This is a genomic window from Micromonospora sp. URMC 106, assembly GCF_051386395.1.
Classification (GTDB): Bacteria; Actinomycetota; Actinomycetes; order Mycobacteriales; family Micromonosporaceae; genus Micromonospora.
Genome location: NZ_JBPQTP010000032.1, coordinates 31,310 through 52,121, shown reverse-complemented (window position 1 = coordinate 52,121; position 20,812 = coordinate 31,310). Strand labels below are relative to the sequence as shown.

The window sequence follows — 20,812 nt, the reverse complement described above, 5'->3', positions numbered from 1 at the left end:
CCCACCCGGAAAGACTGGCCTCCCGACGCGGGCGGCCACTCTTTCCGACAGTGCGCCGATCTCGCCCCCGGCACCGCGATCGCGCCCGGCTCGGCGGGTGGTGGCTCCGGGTCAGGCCCGCCGACCGCCGAACGTCCAGAGGTGCACCTCGACGTCGGCGTACCGGTCCGGGGTCAGCAGCGCACGCGCCTCGTCCGGTCCCGCCGCCCTGACCAGCGCCGCCGTGCCCAGCCAGGTGCCCCCGTCGTCGGAGAGCAGCGGCCCGTACGCGATCAGGTCGTCCCGGTCGGCGCTCACGTCGAGGTCGGCGGCCTGCCCCGCGCCGAGACCGAGCACCAGGTACCGGTCACCACCGGTCCGGCCGCCGGGGAAGTCCCACATCGTGCGCCCCAGCGCGTTGTGCCAACGGCGCAGCAGCACGTCGCGGTACGCGCCGGCCTGGTAGTTGGGCTCGTCGAAGGCGAACGCCCGGGCGGCGGCGGCATCGGGCAGGTCGACGATGTGCACGCTGCCGGTCGGCGTCTCCCCGTCGGGGGCGAAGGTCGGGCCGCGGGCGATCAACTCGGCCGCGTACCGGTCCATGTAGGACCAGTGCGCCTCCAGCAACTCGGCGCGCAGTGCGAGGGAATTGCGCCGATCGCGGTGGTAGCAGAAAAATTCCATGCCGCACAGCATGGTCTTCACGCCTGGTGGTGCAAGTGAATAAGCGCGCGGGCAGAGCCCCGGCCAACCGGCCGGGGCTCTGCTGGTCATGTGCCTTTTACGCCGGGGAGAGACCTTCCGCGAAGTCGTAGAGGCTCTTGATGTCGTTGTCGAAGTACGGACCGTCGAATTGGCCGTTGCCCGGATTGTCGCCGTGGCTCACGACGCTGTTGACGTATCCGAGGCCGTTCTGGTCGTTGTATTCCTGGAGCCAGGGTCCGCCACTGGAGCCGTAGGTCATGTTGCACCACATGCGGATCTGCTGGCCGCCGGCGTGCCACGTGCCACTCTGGCAGTAGTACTGGCTCTCGCCGCCGCCGAGGTTCGACGGGTAGCCGAGGGCGGTCATCAAGGAGATGTTGTAGCCCCAGTTCCAGCGCAGTCCGTGGCCACCGACCGTCTCGACGACCTTCAGGCCCCAGTTACCACCGTTGTGCATGATGGCGATGGCCATGTCCTCGTCGTAGCTGCTGCTGTTGGTCCACGCGGTGCGGGCCGTGAGCTGGTAGGCCACGAACGTCCCGAAGGGCCGCGCCCCGTCGCGGTACCGCGGCACGAACTGCCAGTTGCTGTACCACTGCCCGCCGGCGCCCTGGTGCACGCAGTGACCGGCGGTCATGACCAGCCGGCGCTTGCCGCTGGCGACGGCGCTCGCCGAGCAGGAGGCGGTGCCGCCGCTCGGGGTGGTGAAGTAGACCTTGCCGACGACCGCCGACTCGTTGAGCTGGATGCCGACCTCGTCGCCGCTGGCGATGCGCGGTTGCGCCGGTGCGACCGTGCCCGCCGGTCCGTCGGGCTTCGGCGCCCGGTTGGCCGACTCGCTGGCGCCCGGGCGCTTCGCGATGTCCAGGTCGACGGCGCTCGCCATCCGCTCCGCCGTCCAGAACGCGGCGACCTCCTTGGCGATCTTCTCGTTGGTGATCGCGCGGCCGTCACTGGTGCGGGCGGTGGTGGTGGTGTTGCCGTTCCTCTCGACCGTGGTCGGCTTCGCCTCGGCGGCGACCGGTCCGGTCACGACCAGCGCGAGCGCCATGCCGGCCATTGCGGACCAGCGTAGGGTTGGTTTCAAGAGTTGCCCCCTTTTCCTGGGTGCTCCATTCGGGCCACCGAAACGTATCGGCCGATCACTCCGATCGCAATGGAGTGGAATGGCAGGTAATTGACACTGACTCTTTGGTGACCGATAACGTGAGCAGCGCGGCCGCCGACAAAACGTGTCCAGCTCGAACAGATGCTCCGGTATTGCCGCGCAATTCCCAGCGCCGCGAATCCGCGCTTTCGGCCTGAGGGCGTTCGCGCTTGTCGACAGGTGGGAATTGCGATTGCAGCAACCAATCCCCGTCCGCCCGCGAGCGGCGACGGCCGCAGAAGTGCCGGCGCCCGGTCGGCGGGTCAGGCGGACCAGTGTCGCCCTGCCGCGTCGGCTCTGGTCCGACTCCAGGTGGGCGACGGGCGGCCGCACCGGCACATGCGAATTGATCAATGGCTGTAGTGTGGGCCCGTCGTCACATACCCCCGGAAGGGAAGTGGACATGCCCAGGATCACCGTTCGCGTCCTCGGCGCCCTCGGCACGAGCGTGCTCGGCGCGACACTCGGCGTCCTGGCGGTCGCCGCGCCTGCTCAGGCGGCGTCCCGCGATGGAATCTGCGACACCGGCGAATTCTGCTACTACTACAACAGCGACCACGCGGGATCGATCTCCGACCATACCGGCTCACTGGCCGACTACGGCTCGACGCAGCCGGACTGCTACGAGTTCAAGGGCGCCGGCAGCGGCCAGGGCCTGTGCGTCAAGAACAACGCCGCCTCCGCGTGGAACCGCACCGGCAGCACCGTGCGGGTCTACTACAACAGCGACTACAACGGCTCCTACGCCTACCAGGACCTCGCGCCCGGGGCGAAGACCAACCTGAACGCCACGTTGAAGAACAACAACGCCTCCCACCAGCTGCTTTCCGCGGGCGGGGCGACCTATCCGGCCTTGGACGACTACCCGTACAAGGGCCAGAGCACGGGCGTCGATCCGTGGAACTTCTACAAGGGGCAGTGCACGAGCTTCGCCGCCTGGGCGCTGCGGAGCCGGGTCGGCGTGCCCTTCCACAACCAGTACCTGGGCCAGCCGGCGTGGGGTAACGCCAAGGAGTGGGTCGCCGCCGCCGGGCGCGCCGGGGTGCCGGTCTACAACAGCCCGAAGGCCGGCGACATCGCGGTCCGGCTGGGCGGCACCTACGGTCACGTCGCCTTCGTCACCCGGGTTAACTCCAACGGCACCTTCGAGGTCGACGAGTACAACTACGTCTCGGCCGACAAGTACAGCCACCGGACGGTGTCGGTGGGAACGCTCAACAGCCAGTTCTCCAAGTTCATCCGCTTCAAGTGACCTGCTGCCTCGCCTGAGGGTTGCGGGCACGCCGGCCCACCGGGGCGGGCGTGCCCGCCGTCCGGGCGAACGACCGGTCCGCGTCACCGGGTCAGGCCGACCAGCGTCGCCAGGCACGTCACGCCGGCCGGCGCCGGATCCCCCCGGGCGACCTCGGCGACCACCGTACGCGCCAGGAAACTCTCGGTGCTGCTGGTGGATGATCCTGCTATGCGGCGACTGTCGGAGCCCTCCCGCAAGGACACTTCCGCGCGTGCCGCCCTCCGGCTGATGAGGTGGCAGAGTGATCGACCGCGATGAGGCGGCGGCCGTCCCGCCGTTGACGCTGGCTTGGGTGAGTCGGCACCTGGAGGTCGGCGAACGGATCGTCAGGACCGAGCCGCTGCACGGCGGCATCACTGCCGAAATGCGGAGGCTGACCATCGGCGCGCGGGACGGAAGCATCCGTGAGCTGGTGCTGCGGAGCTTCGTGGACCCGTCTGACGCGGGACACGCCGAGGACTGGCTGCACCGGGAGGCCGACGCCCTGTCGCTGCTCAAGGGGACCGCCGTGCCGGCTCCTGAGCTGGTCGCGGCTGATCCGACCGCCGCGGACTGCGAGTATCCATCGCTGCTGATGACACACCTGGCCGGCCGGACGGTCCTCGAGGACGAGGGATTGGAGGCGCGCGTTCCCCTGCTGGCCCGTCAACTCGTGGCGATCCACGCGGTGCGGCCCGCCGAGCGGCCCCGAGAGTATGTGGCGTCGACGACCGCCGACTGCACGGCCCGGCGTGGGGTCCGCGGTTCGCCCAGGCGTATGAGGAGGCCGGCGGGGTGCTGGCCGCGGCCGCGAGCGAGCGGCTGTACTGGCGGGTGCGGGACGCGCTGGCGTGCTCAGAGGAGGTGCAGGTGGTGGCGCGGCCATGGCGAGAGGCGGGGAGGACAGAGCTGACGACGCGAGCCGTGGAGAAGCGGTTGGATGCCTGTGTCACTGCCCTGATGGACGCGCGGGCCTGAGCCACGGCGGCCCCGGCGCGGCCCGGCGGAGGACTCCCTACCGCGGCTCCTGACGTCCGTGCCGGCAATCGAGGCAGGCGGGTGTTCCTGCCCGCGCGTAGCATCCGATCTGTCACCCGTCGGTCGTAGGCTCGCCGGCATGACGACGACAGACACTCGCACGCTCGCCGTGCCCGGCGCCGACCTGGTCTACGACGTACGCGAACCCCTGTCGGCCCCCGGCGAGCACCGCACGCTGCTGATGGTCGGCCAGCCGATGACGGCGGAGGGCTTCGGCGCGCTCGCCGGCCACTTCACCGACCGGACGGTCGTCACCTACGACCCGCGCGGGCTGGGCCGCAGCGTACGCTCCGACGGCCGCTCCGACCACACGCCGCAGCAGCAGGCGGCCGACCTGCACCTGCTGATAGCGGCGCTCGGCACCGGGCCGGTCGACGTGTTCGGCAGCAGCGGTGGCGCGGTCACCGCGCTCGAACTGGTCGCGTCCCACCCCGGCGACGTCGTCACGCTGGTGGCGCACGAGCCGCCGATCAACGCGGTGCTGCCCGACGCCGAGGCCGCCGAGCGCGCCCGGGCCGGTTTCCACGAGGCCTACCAGACGAAGGGCGCGGGCGCCGGCATGGCCGCCTTCATCGCGATGACGTCCTGGCAGGGCGAGTTCACCGACGCCTACTTCGCCCAGCCCGCACCCGACCCCGCGGCATTCGGCCTGCCGAGCGACGACGACGGCTCCCGCGACGACCCGCTGCTGTCGAAGAACTCCTGGGCGATCACCGACTACCGCCCCGACGCGGCGGCGCTCACCGCGGCGCCGACCCGGATCGTGATCGCGGTCGGCGAGGAGACGGCGGGGACGTACACGGCGCGTACGGCCGTCGCCACCGCGGCGCTGCTCGGCCAGGAGGCGGTGGTGTTCCCGAGCCACCACGGCGGCTTCCTCGGCGGTGAGTTCGGTTACGCGGGCAAGCCCGCCGAGTTCGCGGCGAAGCTGCGCGAGGTGCTGGACGCCGGCTGACCGCTGCCGGCGGTGGCAGCCAGACGTCGGGCGCCGCTCAGAGCGCCACGACCGCCGCCGTCTCCGCCGGCAGTTGGATCCGGTCCCGCATCACCGTGACGCCCTCGCCGGTGGCCAGCAGCACCCGCCGCACCACCCCCGGCAGCGAGACGCCCTGCGCCCGCCCGGCCAGGTTCGCCACCACCAGGCACTCGCCCCGGCGCATCACGAGGAACTGGTCGCCGTGGCGGACGTCGACGGCGTGCAGCCGCGGGTCGGACAGGTCGGGCCGGCTCTTGCGCAGCGCGATGAGCCGCCGGTGGAACTCGTACATCTCGCGGTGTTCCGGCTTGTCCAGCTCCGCCCAGTCGAGGCGGGAGCGGACGAAGGTCTGCGGGTCCTGCGGGTCCGGCACCTCCCCCTCCGGCCAGCCGTGCGCGGCGAACTCCCGCTTCCGGCCGGTCGCCACGGCGGTGGCGAGTTCCGGCTCGGGGTGGCTGGTGAAGAACTGCCACGGGGTGCTGGCCGCCCACTCCTCCCCCATGAACAGCATCGGCGTGAACGGCGCGGTGAACAGCAGGGTCGCCCCCACCCGCAGCAGCGCCGGGGAGAGGCTGGCGGAGATCCGGTCGCCGGTGGCCCGGTTGCCGATCTGGTCGTGGTTCTGCAGGTACGCCACGAGGCGGTGGCCCGGCGTGCGCTGCCGGTCCACGGGCCGCCCGTGGTGGCGGTTGCGGAAGCTGGACCAGGTGCCGGCGTGGAAGAAGCCGCCGGTGAGCACCTCGGCGAGGCATTCGAGGGAGCCGAAGTCGCCGTAGTAGCCCTGCCGCTCGCCGGTGAGCAGGGTGTGCAGGGCGTGGTGGGCGTCGTCGTTCCACTGGGCGTGCAGGCCGTAGCCGCCGGCCTCCCGTGGGGTGATCAGCCGGGGGTCGTTGAGGTCGGACTCGGCGATCAGCGACAGCGGCCGGCCGAGGTGGGTGGAGAGCGCCTCGACCTCCACCGCCACCTCCTCCAGCAGGTGGGTGGCGCGACTGTCGGGCATGGCGTGCACGGCGTCGAGCCGCAGCCCGTCGACGTGGTAGTCGCGCAGCCACATCAGCACGCTGTCGACGATGTAGCGGCGCACGCCGTCGGAGTGCGGGCCGTCGAGGTTGACCGTGCGGCCCCAGGTGTTGCTCTGCTCGGTGAGGTACGGCGCGAACATCGGCGCGTAGGCCCCGGAGGGCCCGAAATGGTTGTAGACGACGTCGAGGATCACCCCCAGACCCTTGGCGTGGGCGGCGTCGACCAGCCGTTTCAGGCCGTCCGGCCCGCCGTAGGGCTGGTGCGGGGCATACCAGCAGACGCCGTCGTAGCCCCAGTTGTGTTCGCCGTTGAAGGCGTTCACCGGGAGCAGCTCGATCATGTCGACGCCCAGGTCGACCAGGTGGTCGAGGCGGCCGATGGCGGCGTCGAAGGTGCCTTCCGGGGTGAAGGTGCCGACGTGCAGCTCGTAGAGGACGCTGCCGGGCAGTTGCCGGCCGGTCCAGGCGTGGTCGGTCCACTCGAACGCCGCGTGGTCGTAGAGCCGGCTCGGCCCGTGCACCCCCGCCGGCTGCCAGGCCGACCGGGGGTCGGGCAGCGCCCGCCCGTCGTCGTCGAGGAGGAAGGCGTAGTCGGTGCCGGGGCCGGCGCCGGGCACCTCGACCCGCCACCAGCCGCCCGGGCCGGAGCGCATCTCGTGGTCGGCGACGCCGGGCAGGCGCAGCCGGACCCGGGCGGCCTCCGGCGCCCACACCGTGAACTCGGTCATGACGCAGCCTCCACGGACTCGTTGGTGGGAGCCAGCAGCGCGACGGGATAGGTGGCCAGCAGGTCGGCCAGAGGGGTCTCCCCGCCACTGTAGACCCGGCCCGTGAACAGGTCCGTCATCTCGTGAACGGCAAGTGACACGATCGTGTCGCCCCAGCCGCCGGCGCGGGCCAGGCCGAGCGGCAGCCGGGTGGCGACCGCGACCGCGCCGCCCCGGTCGAAGGCCACCGCGTGCCGGCCGGCGGGCCCGTGCGCGGGCACCGGCCGGTAGCCGGTGAACAGGTCGGGGCGGTCGCGGCGCAGCCGCAGCGTCCGCGACACCACCAGCAGCTTCGCCGCGCCGCTCGCGTCCACCGGCGGGAGCGGGCCGGCGTCGAGGTCGGCCAGGAGCTGTCGGCGTACGGCGAAGTCGACCGGGCGGCGGTTGTCCGGGTCGACGAGGGAGTTGTCCCACAGCTCGGTGCCCTGGTAGGTGTCGGGCACCCCGGGCATGGCGAGCTGCACCAGCTTCTGCCCCAGCGAGTTGGACCAGCCGGCCGGGGTGATCTCGGCGGCGAAGGCGGTCAGCTCGGCGTGCAGCTCCGGGTCGTCGTACATCGCGTCGACGACCTCGTGCACGGCCCGCTCGAAGGCGGGGTCGGGGTCGGCCCAGCTCGTCGACACCGACGCCTCCCGGGCGGCCTTCTCGGCGTACGCGTGCAGCCGCTCCCGCTCGATCGGCCAGGCGCCGACGGCGGTCTGCCAGAGCAGGTGCGCGAAGGCGGGGTCGGGCAGCGGCGCCCGCGCCGTCCACCGGGTCACGAGGTCGGCCCAGCGTCCGGGCAGTTCGCTGAGCACGGCCAGCCGGGCCCGGACGTCCTCGGAGCGCTTCGTGTCGTGGGTGGACAGGGTGGTCATGCTCGCCGGCCAGCGCACCTGCCGGGCGGCGGCGAAGCGGTGGAACTCCGCCGGCGGCACGCCGAAGTGGGCGGGGCTGCCGCCGACCTCGTTGAGCGCGACGAAGCGGCTCCACCGGTAGAACGCGGTGTCCTCCACCCCCTTCGCCATCACCGCGCCGGTGTACTGCGGGAAGCGCTTCGCCAGTTCGTCGTCCGGGTCGCGCAGGCGGCGGGTGAGCGCGTCCAGCGCGGCGGTCAGGTCCGGGCGGCGGCGGCCGGCCTCGGCGCGGGCGGCGGCCAGGTGCCGGGCGCCCTCGGGCGGGTAGCCCCGGTAGACGGCGAAGGCGGCGGCCAGCTCGGCCAGCGCCGCCCGCGCCGCATCGCGGTCGACCTCGGGGGCGAGCGCGGCCAGCCGGGTCAGCTCGGCCGACAGCAGCCGGGTGGCGGCGGCGAGCTTGGTGTCGTGGGTGAGGTCCTGCCAGGAGGTGTGCCGGCCGACGAGGTGGGTGTCCAGGGCCGTGAGGTCGGCCTCGGCGTCGGGGTCGACGAAGAGGCCGCAGACGGCGGCGAGGGCGTCGTAGCCGGTGGTGCCGTCCACCGGCCAGTCCGGCAGCTCCTCGCCGTACTCCAGGATCTTCTCCACCACCAGCCACGCGGTGGGGGCGGCGGCGCGCAGCCGGGCCAGGTAGCCGGCCGGGTCGCGCAGCCCGTCGGGGTGGTCGACGCGGATGCCGTCGACCTCGCCGTCGGCGGCCCAGCGCAGCACCAGCTCGTGGGTGGCGGCGAAGACCGCCGGGTCCTCGACCCGCAGCCCGGCCAGCTCGGAGACGGCGAAGAACCGGCGGTAGGTCAGCTCGGCGTCGCCGCGTCGCCAGGACACCAGCTCGTAGTGCTGCCGGTCGTGCACCTCCCGGGGGTTGCCGTCGCCGGTGCCGTCGGCGACCGGGAAGCGGTGCTCGTGGTAGCGCAGCTCCCCGTCGGCGAGCTTGAGGTCGTCGAGGGCGTCCGGGGCGTCGGCCAGCACCGGCAGCAGCAGCCGACCCCGGTCCCAGTCGATGTCGAACCAGCCGGCGTACGCCGAGTCGCGGCCCCGGCGCAGCACGTCCCACCAGGCGGGGTTGGCGGCGGGCACGGCCACCCCGGCGTGGTTGGGCACGATGTCCACGACCAGGCCGAGGCCGGCCGCCCGCAGGGCGCGCAGCAGCCGCCGCCGGCCGGCCTCGCCGCCCAGCTCGGGGTTGACCGCCCGGTGGTCGACCACGTCGTAGCCGTGCGCGGAGCCGGGGGTGGCGGTCAGCAGCGGCGCGCTGTAGAGGTGTGTGACGCCCAGGTCGGCCAGGTAGTCGGCGAGGCCCGCGGTGGCGTCCAGATCGAAGCCGGGGCGGATCTGCACCCGGTAGGTGGCGCCGACCCGGGGGGCGCCCGGCGCGGGGGTGCTCGACATGTCAGGCCGTCCTCTCCAGCACCACCACGCACCGGTCCGGCACGCCGAGGACGCCGCCGGCCTCGACCACCGTGGTCTTCTCCGGCTCCGGTTCCGCGGTGCTGATCACCAGTTCCCAGCGCTGACCGAACTCGGGGCCGGGCACGGTGAAGTCCAGCGGCGCGTCGTGGGCGTTGAAGCAGAGCAGGAAGGAGCTGTCGACGTGGCGCTGGCCGTACGGGCCGCGCTCGCGGATGCCCTCGCCGTTGACGAAGAGCGCGACCGACCGGCCGAAGTCGTTGCCCCAGTCCTCCCCGGTCATCTCCCGCCCGTCGGGGGTGTACCAGGCCAGGTCCGGCAGGGGCTCGTCGACCTCCCGACTGCGCACGGCGAGGCCGGTGAAGAACCGGCGGCGACGGAACACCTGGTGCCGGCGGCGGAACGCGACCAGCTTGCGGGTGAACTCCAGCAGGTCGGCGTCGGCGTTGTCCCAGTCGACCCAGGCCAGCTCGCTGTCCTGGCAGTACGCGTTGTTGTTGCCGCGCTGGGTGCGGCCCAGCTCGTCGCCGTGGCCGATCATCGGCACGCCCTGCGAGAGCACCAGGGTGGCCAGGAAGTTGCGGCGCTGCCGGGCCCGCAGGGCGCGCACCGCCTCGTCGTCGGTGTCGCCCTCGACCCCACAGTTCCACGACCGGTTGTGGCTCTCGCCGTCGCGGTTGGACTCCCCGTTGGCCTCGTTGTGCTTGTCGTTGTACGACACCAGGTCGGTCAGGGTGAACCCGTCGTGGCAGGTGACGAAGTTGATGCTGTGGAACGGGCGGCGACCGTCGTCCTGGTAGAGGTCGGCGGAGCCGGAGATGCGGGAGGCGAACTCGGCCAGGGTGGCCGGCTCACCGCGCCAGAAGTCGCGCACGGTGTCGCGGTACTTGCCGTTCCACTCGGTCCACACCGGCGGGAAGTTGCCCACCTGGTAGCCGCCGGGGCCGACGTCCCAGGGCTCGGCGATGAGCTTGACCTGGCTGACCACCGGGTCCTGCTGCACCACCTCGAAGAAGGTGGAGAGGCGGTCGACCTCGTAGAACTCGCGGGCCAGGGTGGCGGCGAGGTCGAAGCGGAAGCCGTCGACGTGCATCTCCTGCACCCAGTAGCGCAGCGAATCCATGATCAGCTGGAGCGAGTGCGGGCTGCGCACGTTCAGGCTGTTGCCGGTGCCGGTGTAGTCGACGTAGTAGCGGCGGTCGGACTCGCTCAGCCGGTAGTAGCTGGGGTTGTCGACGCCCTTGAAGCTCAGCGTCGGGCCGAGGTGGTTGCCCTCGGCGGTGTGGTTGTAGACCACGTCGAGGATGACCTCGATGCCGGCGGCGTGCAGCGCCTTGACCATGCCTCGGAACTCCTGCACCTGCTGGCCGAGGCGGCCCAGGGCCGAGTAGCCGTGGTGCGGGGCGAAGAAGCCGATGGTGTTGTAGCCCCAGTAGTTGCGCAGGCCCAGGTCGGCCAGTCGGTGGTCGTGCACGAACTGGTGCACCGGCATCAGCTCGATGGCGGTCACCCCGAGCTTCGTCAGGTGTTCGATCATCGGCGGGGAGGCGAGGCCCGCGTACGTGCCGCGCAGTTCCTCGGGGATGTCGGGGTGGCGCATGGTCAGCCCGCGCACGTGCGCCTCGTAGATCACCGAGTGGTGGTACGGGGTGCGCGGCGGCTTGTCGTTGCCCCAGTCGAAGTACGGGTTGACGACGACGGACTTGGGCATGAACGCGGCCGAGTCCGCGGTGTTCATCCGCGCCGGGTCGTCGTGCTCGTAGTCGTAGACCGCCGGATCCCACCGCACGTCGCCGTCGATGGCCTTGGCGTACGGGTCGAGCAGCAGCTTCGCCGGGTTGCAGCGCAGGCCGTTCGCGGGCTCGTACGGCCCGTGCACGCGGTAGCCGTACCGCTGCCCCGGCTCGACGCCCGGGATGTACGCGTGCCAGACGTACGCGTCCACCTCCCGCAGTTCGACCCGCCGTTCCGTCCCGGTGTCCCACTCGTCGAACAGGCACAGCTCGACCCGCTCGGCCACCTCCGAGAAGATCGCGAAGTTGGTGCCCATCCCGTCGTAGGTGGCCCCCAGGGGGTACCGCTCACCCGGCCAGACCTGCATGTCGCTCCTCTAGTGCGAGATCATGAGCGCGCACCGCACCATGAGCGCACCACACGGCGGGGGCCGGCGGCGCGCGTGCCGGGTATTGCCCCGCCCGATCCGCCGCCAATCCACCCGATCGGCCGACGACCGGAATCCGCCCGACTGAGGCGCTATGGACCTTCGGGTGTCCTCCGTCACCTTGGCCCTTTTCGAGATGCGGGATCGGGCGCGATGCCTTTTGCTTGTTCGCGGGACGCGCACGCGCGTCGTCAGCTCGGCCCGTCGGCCACCCCAACCACTGTTCCGCCGCCATCGTCGCCGGCGCGTTCCACCATGCATGGACGGAGATTGATGTGACCACCCTGCGGGTCGGCGAGCAGACCGCCACCGCCGCGGGCCGGGTCCACCGGCCCACCCTCACCTCCCGGCCCCAGGTCCCGGCGCAGACCGGGCCGGGCACGCCCCCGCAGACCCGCCGCATCCTCATGCTCTCCTGGGAGTACCCGCCGGTGCTGGTCGGTGGCCTCGGCCGGCACGTGCACGCCCTGTCGGTGGCCCTGGCCGCCGCCGGGCACGAGGTCACCGTCGTCACCCGCCACGCCGACGGCGCACCCCTGGAGGAGTACGCCGACGGCGTCCGCGTCGTCCGCGCCGCCGAGGACCCCGTCACCTTCCCCCTGGCCACCTCCTCACTGCTGGCCTGGACCATGGCCTTCAACCACACCCTCACCCGCGCCGCCCTGCGCGCCACCGAAGCCGGCTCCTACGACGTCATCCACGCCCACGACTGGCTCGTCGCCCACACCGCCATGACCCTGCGCGAACACCTCGACATCCCCCTGGTCAGCACCATCCACGCCACCGAGGCCGGCCGACACCAGGGCTGGCTGCCAGAGGAGATGAACCGCACCATCCACGGCGTCGAACACTGGCTCGCCGGCGAGTCCGGCCGCGTCATCGTCTGCTCGGGATACATGCGCGACGAGATCACCGGGCTGTTCGGCGTGCCGGCCGGCCGGGTCGACGTGGTGCCCAACGGCGTCGAGCCGCACCGCTGGCGGGCGCCGGCGGCCGCGGTCGCCGAGGCCCGGGCGCGGTTCGCCGGCGACGGGCCGCTGGTCACCTTCGCCGGTCGGCTGGTCTACGAGAAGGGCGTGCAGCACCTGCTCGCCGGCCTCCCCCGGCTGCGCGAGCGGCACCCCGGCCTGCGCGCGGTCATCGTCGGCGACGGGCCGTACCGCGCCGAACTGGAGGCCGAGGTGCACCGCCTCGGCCTGGCCGGCACGGTGAGCCTTCCCGGCTTCCTGGGCGGCACCGCCCTGCCCGCGGTGATGGCCGCCTCCGACTGCTTCGCGGTGCCGAGCATCTACGAGCCGTTCGGCATGGTCGCCCTGGAGGGCGCCGCCGCCGGCGCGCCCCTGGCCGTCGCCGCGACCGGCGGGCTGGCCGAGATCGTCGAGCCGGGCGTCACCGGGATGACCTTCCGGCCGCACGACCCGGACGGGCTGACCGACGCCGTGCACGCCCTGCTGTCGGACCGGGAGCGGGCCCGCGAGCTGGCCCGGAGGGCCCGCGCCATGGTCCACGAGCGGTACGGCTGGGCGGCGATCGCGCACCGCACGGCGGCCGCCTACGCGGCGGCGATCGCCGGCGGGCCCGCCTTCACCGCCGAGCGGGCGGCGCAGCGGATGGCCCAGGGCCGTGTCCTGCCGCCGATCGCCGACGGCAACCTGCTGGCCGCCGCCGGCCTACGCTGACCGGCACGAAGTTTCGGGTGAGCCGGACCCACCACGCCTCGGGGCGCGGAGGGCTCGGCTCGCCCGGACGTCGGGGCGCGGTCGCTGTGGCCGCCGCCGGGCCGGACGGACGACAGGCCGCCGACCCACACGGGGTCGGCGGCCTGTTCGGGTACGCGGCGGAGGTCAGCGCTCGGAGGACGGGGTGTAGGCCCGCTCCGGGGAGCCGGTGTAGATCTGGCGCGGACGGCCGATCTTGGTCTCCGGGTCGTTGATCATCTCGCGCCACTGGGCGATCCAGCCGGGGAGCCGGCCCAGCGCGAAGAGCACCGTGAACATCTTGGTCGGGAAGCCCATGGCCTTGTAGATCAGGCCGGTGTAGAAGTCCACGTTCGGGTAGAGCTTGCGGGAGACGAAGAAGTCGTCGGCGAGCGCGATCTCCTCCAGCTGCATGGCGAGGTCCAGCAGCGGGTCCGGCTTGGCCATCCGGCCGAGCACGTCCTGGGCCGCCTTCTTCACGATCGCCGCGCGCGGGTCGTAGTTCTTGTAGACCCGGTGGCCGAAGCCCATCAGCTTCACGCCGTCCTGCTTGTCCTTCACCTTGCGGACGAAGGACGCGACGTCGCCGCCGTCGGCCTGGATCTTCTCCAGCATCTCCAGCACGGCCTGGTTGGCGCCGCCGTGCAGCGGGCCGAAGAGCGCGTTCACGCCGGCCGAGACCGAGGCGAAGAGGTTGGCGTTGCTGGAGCCGACCAGCCGCACGGTCGAGGTGGAGCAGTTCTGCTCGTGGTCGGCGTGCAGGATGAACAGCATGTCCAGCACCTTGGCCATCACCGGGTCGACCTCGTACGGCTCCGCCGGCACGCCGAAGATCATCCGCAGGAAGTTCTCCACGTAGCCCAGGGAGTTGTCCGGGTACAGCAGCGGCTGGCCGATCGACTTCTTGTAGGCGTACGAGGCGATGGTGGGGACCTTCGCCATCAGCCGGACCGTGGACATCTCCACGTGCGAGGAGTCGAACGGGTCCAGGCTGTCCTGGTAGAAGGTCGAGATGGCGCTCACGGCCGAGGAGAGGACGGCCATCGGGTGCGCGTCGCGGGGGAAGCCGTCGAAGAACCGGCGCATCTCCTCGTGCAGCAGCGAGTGCCGCCGGATCCGCTCGCTGAACTCGGTGAGCTGCTGCTGGGTGGGCAGCTCACCGTAGATCAGCAGGTAGGAGACCTCCAGGAACGAGGACTTCTCCGCAAGCTGCTCGATCGGGTAACCGCGGTAACGCAGGATCCCCGCGTCGCCGTCGATGTAGGTGATCGCGGACGAGCAGGCCGCGGTGTTGACGAAACCGGGATCGTAGGTCGTCATCCCGGTTTCCTTGAGCAGCTTGCCCACCCCGATGCCGGCGGGGCCCTCGACCGCGGATTGCACCGGCATCGAAAGCTGCCCACCGGGGTGATCGAGCTTGACTTCCGTCATGTGTCCCTCGCTTCGCCGGCAGATCTGCGTTGAATTGCCTTCGCTTTTACCGTAATCGCGGTCGCGGGGATACCGCCCGCCGTGGTTCGGCGGTGAGGCATGCGTCACCCGATTCCCGACCAGCGGGCCGGGAAACCCCCTCGATCCCGGGCACGGCGGAGCCGCCCGTGGGCGCGTGGCCGTGGGAACGCTACCGGTGGGCCGCGCGCGGGGCGCAAACGGCCCGCGGCGGCTCAGGACAGGTCGAGGCGGCGCAGGGTCCCGTCGGCGGCGACCCGGTAGACGTCCAGGCGGTTCGCGCCGGCGCGGAAGAGCCGGTCGTCGTCCAGCAGGGCGGCGAAGCGGCGACCGCCGGCGTCCCGGCCGACCACCGGGACGACCGCCCCGACCCGGCCGTTGACCGCGACCGCCAGCAGCGTGCCGTCGGGCACCTCGTCCGGCAGGTCGCCCCAGACCGCCGCCGGCAGCCGCCCGGTGTCCGGGTCGACGGCCCGGAACGCGGACAGCGCCGCCACCCGGGCGGTGCCGCCGCTCGGGTGGTCGCCGACGGCGGTGCCCACGAGCGGGTGCGGCGCGGGCGGCGCGAGCGGGGCCGGCACGCCGCCGGGGATCGGGGTCGGTTCGCCGGGGCGGTCGTAGAAGACCTTTCCCGTCTCGGCGCGTGGCGCCTGGCGGGCGGACCGGCCGTCGACCCGCCAGGGCAGCCGGATGGCCGCCTCGTCGGCGATGGTGGGCAGCAGGTCGACGTGCTGCCAGTTCCGGTCGTCGACCCGCCCCGCACGCTGCCCGGGGGTCTTGACGAAGGTCGGCACCCAGGCGACCTCGCCCGGGGCGGCCCGGAGGGCGTCCATGCCGCGGCCCTGCGCGCCCTTGGTGAAGCTGACACCGTGGTCGGCGGTGACCACCAGCAGAGCCTCGTCGTAGAGGCCGCGCGCCCGCAGGGTGCGCAGGGTCTCCCCGATCAGCCGGTCGGTGTAGCCGAGCTGCGCGAGGTGGCGCCGCCGGGCCAGGTCCACCCAGCCGTCGCCGTCGTTCGGCAGGTCCCCCGGGGCGTCGTAGCGCGCCCCCGACGGCAGGTACGCCCACGGCGAGTGCGGCATCAACAGGTGCAGGAAGTGCAGCACGGGGCGGGACGCCGGCCGCAGCCCCGCCAGGAAGCTGGTGAACCGGGCCGGCTGGTTGGCGTTCAGGCTGTCCCAGCGGAACTTCGGGTCCGCCGGCACCGGTTCGGCGTCGTCGATGCCCGCCTCGGCGCGGGTCCGTTCCCGGTAGGAGTCCTCCGGGTCGACGTGGCTGTCCACCGGGGCGGCGAGCTGGCGCAACAGCCCGCCGGTCTCCCGGACCAGCACGCCCATCCCCTGCTCGGGGGTGATCGGCGACTCGCAGCGGCTGGGCGGGCAGAGCCGGGTGATGCTCTCCTCGGCGCGGATGTCGTAGAGGCCGCCGAAGGCGGTGAAGAGGTTGTCCGGGTACTGGGAGTAGTGCGGCGCCGCCTCGCGCTGCGGGTACCGGCCGGTGAGCATCGCCGGCAGCGCGTAGGGCGTCCACCCGCCGACCCCGGTGGCGTTGCGGTACCAGGTGGAGCCGGCGGCCAGCTCGGCGAAGTGCGGGAAGCGGGTGGCGTCGATCCGTCCGTCCGGGCCGAGCAGGGAGACCAGCGGGAGCTCGTCGAGGATCAGCAGCACCACCGGCGGGTGGTTGCCGGGCCCGGCCGCCCCGGCCGCGCCGCCCTCGCCGCGCGGCAGCACCACCGTCGAGGTCGGCGAGGCGAACAGGAACAGCCCCACGAACAGCAGCGGGCCGGCCGCGGCCAGCCGCAGCACCCGCCCGGGCGCGCGCCACCGCCGGTGCGCGGCCGCCCCGGCGGCGCCGGCCACCGCCGCCACCAGCAGCAGCGGTACGCCCCGCAGCGGCGTCGCGTGCCGGCCGACCTGCACGGCCAGGGCGGCGAGCAGCAGCCCGACCAGCAGGGTGTGCGTCGCGGACCGGGCGGTCCGCCCGGCCAGCCGGGACAGCGCGGCGAGCAGCGCCACGGCGGCCGTGGGCGCCAGCGTGACCAGCGCGACCAGCAGCAGGATCTCCCGCCGGTCCGCGCGGTGGAACAGGAAGAAGTCGGGGCTGCGGCCGAGGACGTCCAGCAGCGGCTGGGTCACCACGAGCCCGACCAGGCCGGCCACCTCCGCCAGCCGGCCGAGTTCCGCGCGCCGGCCCGGCGACCCGCCGGCACGGCCCCCCGCCGGCGACGGGTCGGCCCGGCCGGTCGGGTTGGTCGGCTCGGACGGCGGCGGCGCGGGCGGGTCGGGCGGTACGGCGGCCGGGTCGGGCGGTACGGCGGCCGGGTCGGGCGGTACGGCGGCCGGGTCGGGCGGTACGGCGGCCGGGCCGGGCGCCGGCGACCGGTCGGCCGGGGTGACGGCCGGCGGCCGGGGCGGATCGGCCGGGCTGCGGGCCGGCTCAGCCACCCGCGACCGCCGCGTAGAGGGTCCGGGTGCCCGAGGGCAGGTCGAGGCGGCGCGTGATCCGGCAGCGGCCGGCCAACAGCCGCTCGAACTCCGCGTGGCGGTAGTCCGGGAAGAGGCCCTCGGGCTTGTTGGCCAGCAGCCGGCGGGCCATCGGGTCCTCGCGGTGGACGAACTCCACCACGATCCGGGCGCCGGGGGCGGCGAGGCCGACGAGCCAGTCCAGCACCTCGGGCAGCGGCACGTTGCGCCCGATCGCCAGGTGGTGCACCACGGCCAGGGCGAGCACCGCGTCCGCCCGGGCACGCCCGGCGAACGAGGCGCGCTCGACGCCCCGCCAGCCGCCGCCGGGGGACGGGTCGGCGAGGTCCATCACCAGCGGCAGGATCCGCCGCTCGCCCTCGGCGCGCAGCGCGCGGTAGAGCCCGTCGACCACGGCGGGGTCCTGCTCCACCGCGACGACGTAGTCGGCGTGCCGGGCGGCGAGGCGGGCGTACCGGCCGTCGTTGGCGCCGAGGTCGAGCGCCAGACGGGGGCGCGGCGGGCCGGCCAGCGCCTCGGCGACGAAGCGTTCCTTCGCGGCCCGGTCGTCGGCCGTGTACGCGCAGGTGCGCTGGTAGTCGACCCAGTGGCTGGCGGTGGGGCGGTGCTCCAGCCGCCGCACGAGCTTCTCGATCCCCCGCACGGTGGCCAGCGCCAACTCCCGGGAGTAGCCGGCCGCCCGCAGCTGCGACCGGACGTCGGCGGTGCTGGCGCGGGCGTTGCGGCGCTGCATCGCGTCGTGCAGGTGCACGTGGCTGGGCACGCCGGGCAGCAGCCGGCGGGCCCCGCCGAAGAGCCGGCGCATCTGGTCGGGCTCGATGCCGTCGACCCGGGCTCGCAGCCAGGGCTGGAAGTCCAGCCCGAGGTGGGCGCCGAGCAGCAACGGGTAGAGCAGGGTCTGGCAGAACTGCCGGTATCCGGCCCAGGGCTCGCCGTCGCGTGCCGGGGTGAACGAGCCGACGTCGATGAAGACCGGCTCCGTCCCGCGCCACTGGAGGTTGTAGGCCGAGCCGTCCTTGGTGGTGAACCCGGCCGGCAGGGCCGCCCGCAGGATCTCCAGGTGCAGCAGCGCGGCGTCGCGCAGCATGGCGAAGGACCACTCGTACGGGTGGGAGACGAACGGGATGCGCTCGTGGCGGAGCACGGCGGCCCACCGGGTGGCCGAGGGCACCCGCGCCGGCTCGACCGGCTCGGTGCCGCAGACCTTGCCGGCGGCGAGCAGCGGCGGGAAGAAGTCGGTGGCGGCCAGCGCGCGCCATTCCCGGGCGGCCCGCTCGTCAAGCCCGCGCAGCACGTCGTCGCCGAGGTGGAAGACCCGGTTGGCCGGGTCGCGGAACGACCCGGGATCGGTGCGCAGGCCGGTGTGGGGAGTCGCCATGGCCGGGGTCAGCGCTGGTCGGTGGGCTGACGGCGGAACTTGTCGACCAGCCGCCGCCAGTAGAGCTTGGCCGCCACGGCGGCGCCGGCCACCCCGCCGACCACCGCCTGCACGATCAGGCTGCCGGACCCCGCGTCCAGGTAGGCCAGGTGTTCCACCGACCGCTCCTTCCCTCGCCGTTTCGACACCGACGCACCCGACCGCACCCACTGAGGGATTTGACCGGAAAGTCGGACTTGTCTGACACCGTACGCCGATCGTCTCCACCGTGAAGGCGACACCGGACCTTCCGTCCGGCGTCCGTTTCGTTCAAGACGCGCGGCCGGGGCGCCCCCTACCGTCGACGCCATGACTCCGACACTGGACCTCGTCGGCATGGTCAGCAGCGACCTGCCGCGCTCACTCGCCTTCTACCGCCGGCTCGGCCTCGACATCCCGGCGGAGGCCGACACCCAGCCGCACGTGGAGGTCGCCCTGCCGGGGGGCCTCCGGCTGGCCTGGGACACCGCCGACACCGTCCGCTCCTTCGACCCGGACTGGAAGCCCGGAGGCGGCGGCGGAGCCACGCTCGCCTTCCGGTGCGCCGACCCGGCCGAGGTGGACCGGCTCTACGCGGAGCTGGTGGCCGAGGGCCACGAGGGCCACCTGCCCCCGTGGGACGCCTACTGGGGCCAGCGGTACGCGGTGGTGCTCGACCCGGACGGCAACGGCGTGGACCTGTTCGCCCCGCTCGCGCAGGGCTGAGCCGATCCACCCGCCACGCGCCACGGAAGCCCCGCCACCCGCGCGGCGCGCCGCTGGCCGGGCCACCCGCTCGCGCGGTTCCGCTGGCGCGCTCAGCGGGCCAGCAGGACGGTCGGCGGCACCCCGGCCAGATCCCGCACGTCCCGGGTGAGGTGGGCCTGGTCGGCGTACCCGCAGCGGGCCGCGACCTCGGCCAGCGGCGTGCCCGCGCGGGCCAGCGCCAGGGCGCGGCGCATCCGCAGGATCCGGGCCAGGGTCTTCGGGCCGTACCCGAACAGGTGCCGGCTGCGGCGGTGCAGGGCGCGCGGGTCCAGGCCGACCTCGGCGGCGGTCGCGGCCACGGTGGCGCCCGCGGCCAGCGCGGCGGCGATCCGGACGCCCACCGGCTCCGGGCCCCCGACCGCCCGCAGCCGCCCCACGGCGACCTCCGTCAGCACGGCGGCCGGGGCGGCCTCGGCCCGCTCGGCCAGCCGGTCGACCTCCCGGTCGCCCCACAGGTCCGCCAGGGGGATCCGCCGGTCGCGCAGCTCGACGGCGGGCACGCCGAGCACCGCCGGCCCGACGCCGGGCGGCAGGCGCAGTCCCACCCACCGCTGCGCCGGCCCGCCGCCGCTCAGGTGCGCGGTGCGGTCCGGCCCGGCCACCAGCAGGCCCGAGCGGCTCGTCCAGAGCAGGTCGACGCAGCCGTCGGGGAGCACCCTGGTCGGCGCGGCGCCCGCCCTCGTCGTGCTGCTCCAGAGCACCGCGCCGGCAAACCCGGCGGGACGTTCCCGGTACATGCCGCCCAGCCTGCCACGGTCGGGCTAGCCTCCGGTTGTGCGATGGTCGGTGCTGGACGCTCCACTCGACTCCTCCGGTCGCGGCCGGGGCGAGCGGTGGGCGCCCGCGGCGCTGCGGTCGGCCGGGCTGCTGGGCCGGCTGGGCGCGGCGGACGCCGGCGCGGTCGACGCCCTGGTCACCGATCCGACCCGGGACCCGGACACCGGCGTGATCGGCGTCGACCAGGTGCGCCGCGCCGGCCGGGCGATCGCGGTCCGGGTGACGGAACTGCTCGGCACGGGACGGCACCCGCTGATCCTCGGCGGCGACTGCGCGATCCTGCCGGGCACGCTCCAGGGACTGCCGGCCGGCTTCGACCTGTGGTTCCTCGACGCCCACCTGGACTTCGAGGACGGGCGCACCTCGCCCACCGGCGAGGCGGCGGACATGGACCTGTCGATCGTCACCGACCACGGCCCGGCCGGCCTCCTGGACCGGGAGGGGCCGCTGGTCGATCCCGACCAGGTGCACGTGCTCGGCCACCGTGTGCCCGACCGGGACACCGCGGACGGGATGGAGGCCGTCCGGGTCGACCCGGCCGTGCACCGGGTGCCGGCCGACCGGCTGCGCGGGCCCGACGCGGCGGCGATGGGCCGGGCCCTGGCCGTCGGCACCACCCCGGCCTGGCTGCACCTCGACCTCGACGTGCTCGACCCGCTCGTGCTGCCGGCGGTCAGCTACCCGGAGCCGGGCGGCCTGGACTGGGACGACCTGACGGCGCTGGCCGGGCCGCTGGTGCGCTCGGGCCGGCTGCTCGGGATGAGCGTCACGGACTTCAACGCCGACGAGGACCCCGACGGGCGCCACGCGGAGCGGATCGCGGCGGTCCTCGCCGAGTTGCTGTCCGACTGACCGGGCGGAGCCCGGCCACACC

16 protein-coding genes are annotated in these 20,812 nt (G+C 73.5%); 6 read left to right on the top strand and 10 right to left on the bottom strand.

Annotated features, from left to right (window positions below):
- Positions 1-111: 111 nt before the first annotated feature.
- A complete protein-coding gene (locus ACSNOB_RS13225; protein WP_436686918.1) occupies positions 112-663 on the bottom strand; it encodes a YciI family protein in 552 nt (183 codons plus the stop codon).
- A gap of 97 nt (positions 664-760) precedes the next feature.
- Complete coding sequence (locus ACSNOB_RS13220) at positions 761-1,744, bottom strand: trypsin-like serine peptidase (protein WP_436686917.1); 984 nt, start codon at positions 1,742-1,744, stop codon at positions 761-763.
- Between the two features lie 490 nt (positions 1,745-2,234).
- On the opposite strand from ACSNOB_RS13220, the gene ACSNOB_RS13215 reads away from it, so the two are divergent.
- From ACSNOB_RS13215 to ACSNOB_RS13205, 3 genes are all read left to right on the top strand, one after another.
- A complete protein-coding gene (locus ACSNOB_RS13215; RefSeq protein ID WP_436686916.1) occupies positions 2,235-3,083 on the top strand; it encodes a CHAP domain-containing protein in 849 nt (282 codons plus the stop codon).
- Positions 3,084-3,366: 283 nt separating this feature from the next.
- Entirely contained in the window at positions 3,367-4,017 is a 651-nt protein-coding gene (locus ACSNOB_RS13210) for a phosphotransferase family protein (RefSeq protein ID WP_436686915.1), read from the top strand.
- A 204-nt stretch (positions 4,018-4,221) separates the two neighbouring features.
- Entirely contained in the window at positions 4,222-5,097 is an 876-nt protein-coding gene (locus ACSNOB_RS13205; RefSeq protein WP_436686914.1) for an alpha/beta fold hydrolase, read from the top strand.
- A gap of 37 nt (positions 5,098-5,134) precedes the next feature.
- On the opposite strand, the gene treZ is transcribed toward ACSNOB_RS13205, so the two are convergent.
- From treZ to glgX, 3 genes are read right to left on the bottom strand one after another with little or no spacing between them, the layout of a single operon-like run.
- Entirely contained in the window at positions 5,135-6,868 is a 1,734-nt protein-coding gene (gene treZ / locus ACSNOB_RS13200; protein WP_436686913.1) for a malto-oligosyltrehalose trehalohydrolase, read from the bottom strand.
- A complete protein-coding gene (gene treY / locus ACSNOB_RS13195) occupies positions 6,865-9,189 on the bottom strand; it encodes a malto-oligosyltrehalose synthase (protein WP_436686912.1) in 2,325 nt (774 codons plus the stop codon). The genes treZ and treY overlap by 4 nt, the downstream gene beginning before the upstream one ends.
- A 1-nt stretch (position 9,190) precedes the next feature.
- Positions 9,191-11,308, bottom strand: a complete 2,118-nt coding sequence (glgX, locus tag ACSNOB_RS13190) for a glycogen debranching protein GlgX (protein ID WP_436686911.1) — start codon at positions 11,306-11,308, stop codon at positions 9,191-9,193.
- Between the two features lie 335 nt (positions 11,309-11,643).
- On the opposite strand from glgX, the gene ACSNOB_RS13185 reads away from it, so the two are divergent.
- The gene (locus ACSNOB_RS13185; RefSeq protein WP_436686910.1) at positions 11,644-13,047 is read left to right on the top strand and encodes a glycosyltransferase family 4 protein; all 1,404 of its coding nucleotides are present in this window, start codon (positions 11,644-11,646) and stop codon (positions 13,045-13,047) included.
- A gap of 165 nt (positions 13,048-13,212) precedes the next feature.
- On the opposite strand, the gene ACSNOB_RS13180 is transcribed toward ACSNOB_RS13185, so the two are convergent.
- The 4 genes from ACSNOB_RS13180 to ACSNOB_RS13165 form a co-directional block, all read right to left on the bottom strand.
- Entirely contained in the window at positions 13,213-14,496 is a 1,284-nt protein-coding gene (locus ACSNOB_RS13180; RefSeq protein WP_393107250.1) for a citrate synthase, read from the bottom strand.
- 233 nt (positions 14,497-14,729) lie between these two features.
- Positions 14,730-16,958, bottom strand: a complete 2,229-nt coding sequence (locus tag ACSNOB_RS13175; RefSeq protein WP_436686909.1) for a sulfatase-like hydrolase/transferase — start codon at positions 16,956-16,958, stop codon at positions 14,730-14,732.
- Positions 16,951-18,375 carry a class I SAM-dependent methyltransferase gene (locus ACSNOB_RS13170; RefSeq protein ID WP_436686908.1) on the bottom strand — a complete coding sequence of 475 codons (1,425 nt, stop codon included), beginning with the start codon at positions 18,373-18,375 and terminating at the stop codon, positions 16,951-16,953. The genes ACSNOB_RS13175 and ACSNOB_RS13170 overlap by 8 nt, the downstream gene beginning before the upstream one ends.
- A gap of 8 nt (positions 18,376-18,383) precedes the next feature.
- The gene (locus ACSNOB_RS13165) at positions 18,384-18,533 is read right to left on the bottom strand and encodes a hypothetical protein (RefSeq protein ID WP_393107243.1); all 150 of its coding nucleotides are present in this window, start codon (positions 18,531-18,533) and stop codon (positions 18,384-18,386) included.
- Between the two features lie 190 nt (positions 18,534-18,723).
- On the opposite strand from ACSNOB_RS13165, the gene ACSNOB_RS13160 reads away from it, so the two are divergent.
- Complete coding sequence (locus tag ACSNOB_RS13160) at positions 18,724-19,119, top strand: VOC family protein (RefSeq protein ID WP_393107241.1); 396 nt, start codon at positions 18,724-18,726, stop codon at positions 19,117-19,119.
- 92 nt (positions 19,120-19,211) lie between these two features.
- Here the strand turns inward: ACSNOB_RS13160 and ACSNOB_RS13155 are convergent, their stop codons facing one another.
- A complete protein-coding gene (locus ACSNOB_RS13155) occupies positions 19,212-19,898 on the bottom strand; it encodes a helix-turn-helix domain-containing protein (RefSeq protein WP_436686907.1) in 687 nt (228 codons plus the stop codon).
- 37 nt (positions 19,899-19,935) lie between these two features.
- Between ACSNOB_RS13155 and ACSNOB_RS13150 the strand changes: the two genes are divergently transcribed.
- Positions 19,936-20,790 carry an arginase family protein gene (locus ACSNOB_RS13150; RefSeq protein WP_436686906.1) on the top strand — a complete coding sequence of 285 codons (855 nt, stop codon included), beginning with the start codon at positions 19,936-19,938 and terminating at the stop codon, positions 20,788-20,790.
- The last annotated feature ends 22 nt before the right edge of the window (positions 20,791-20,812 follow it).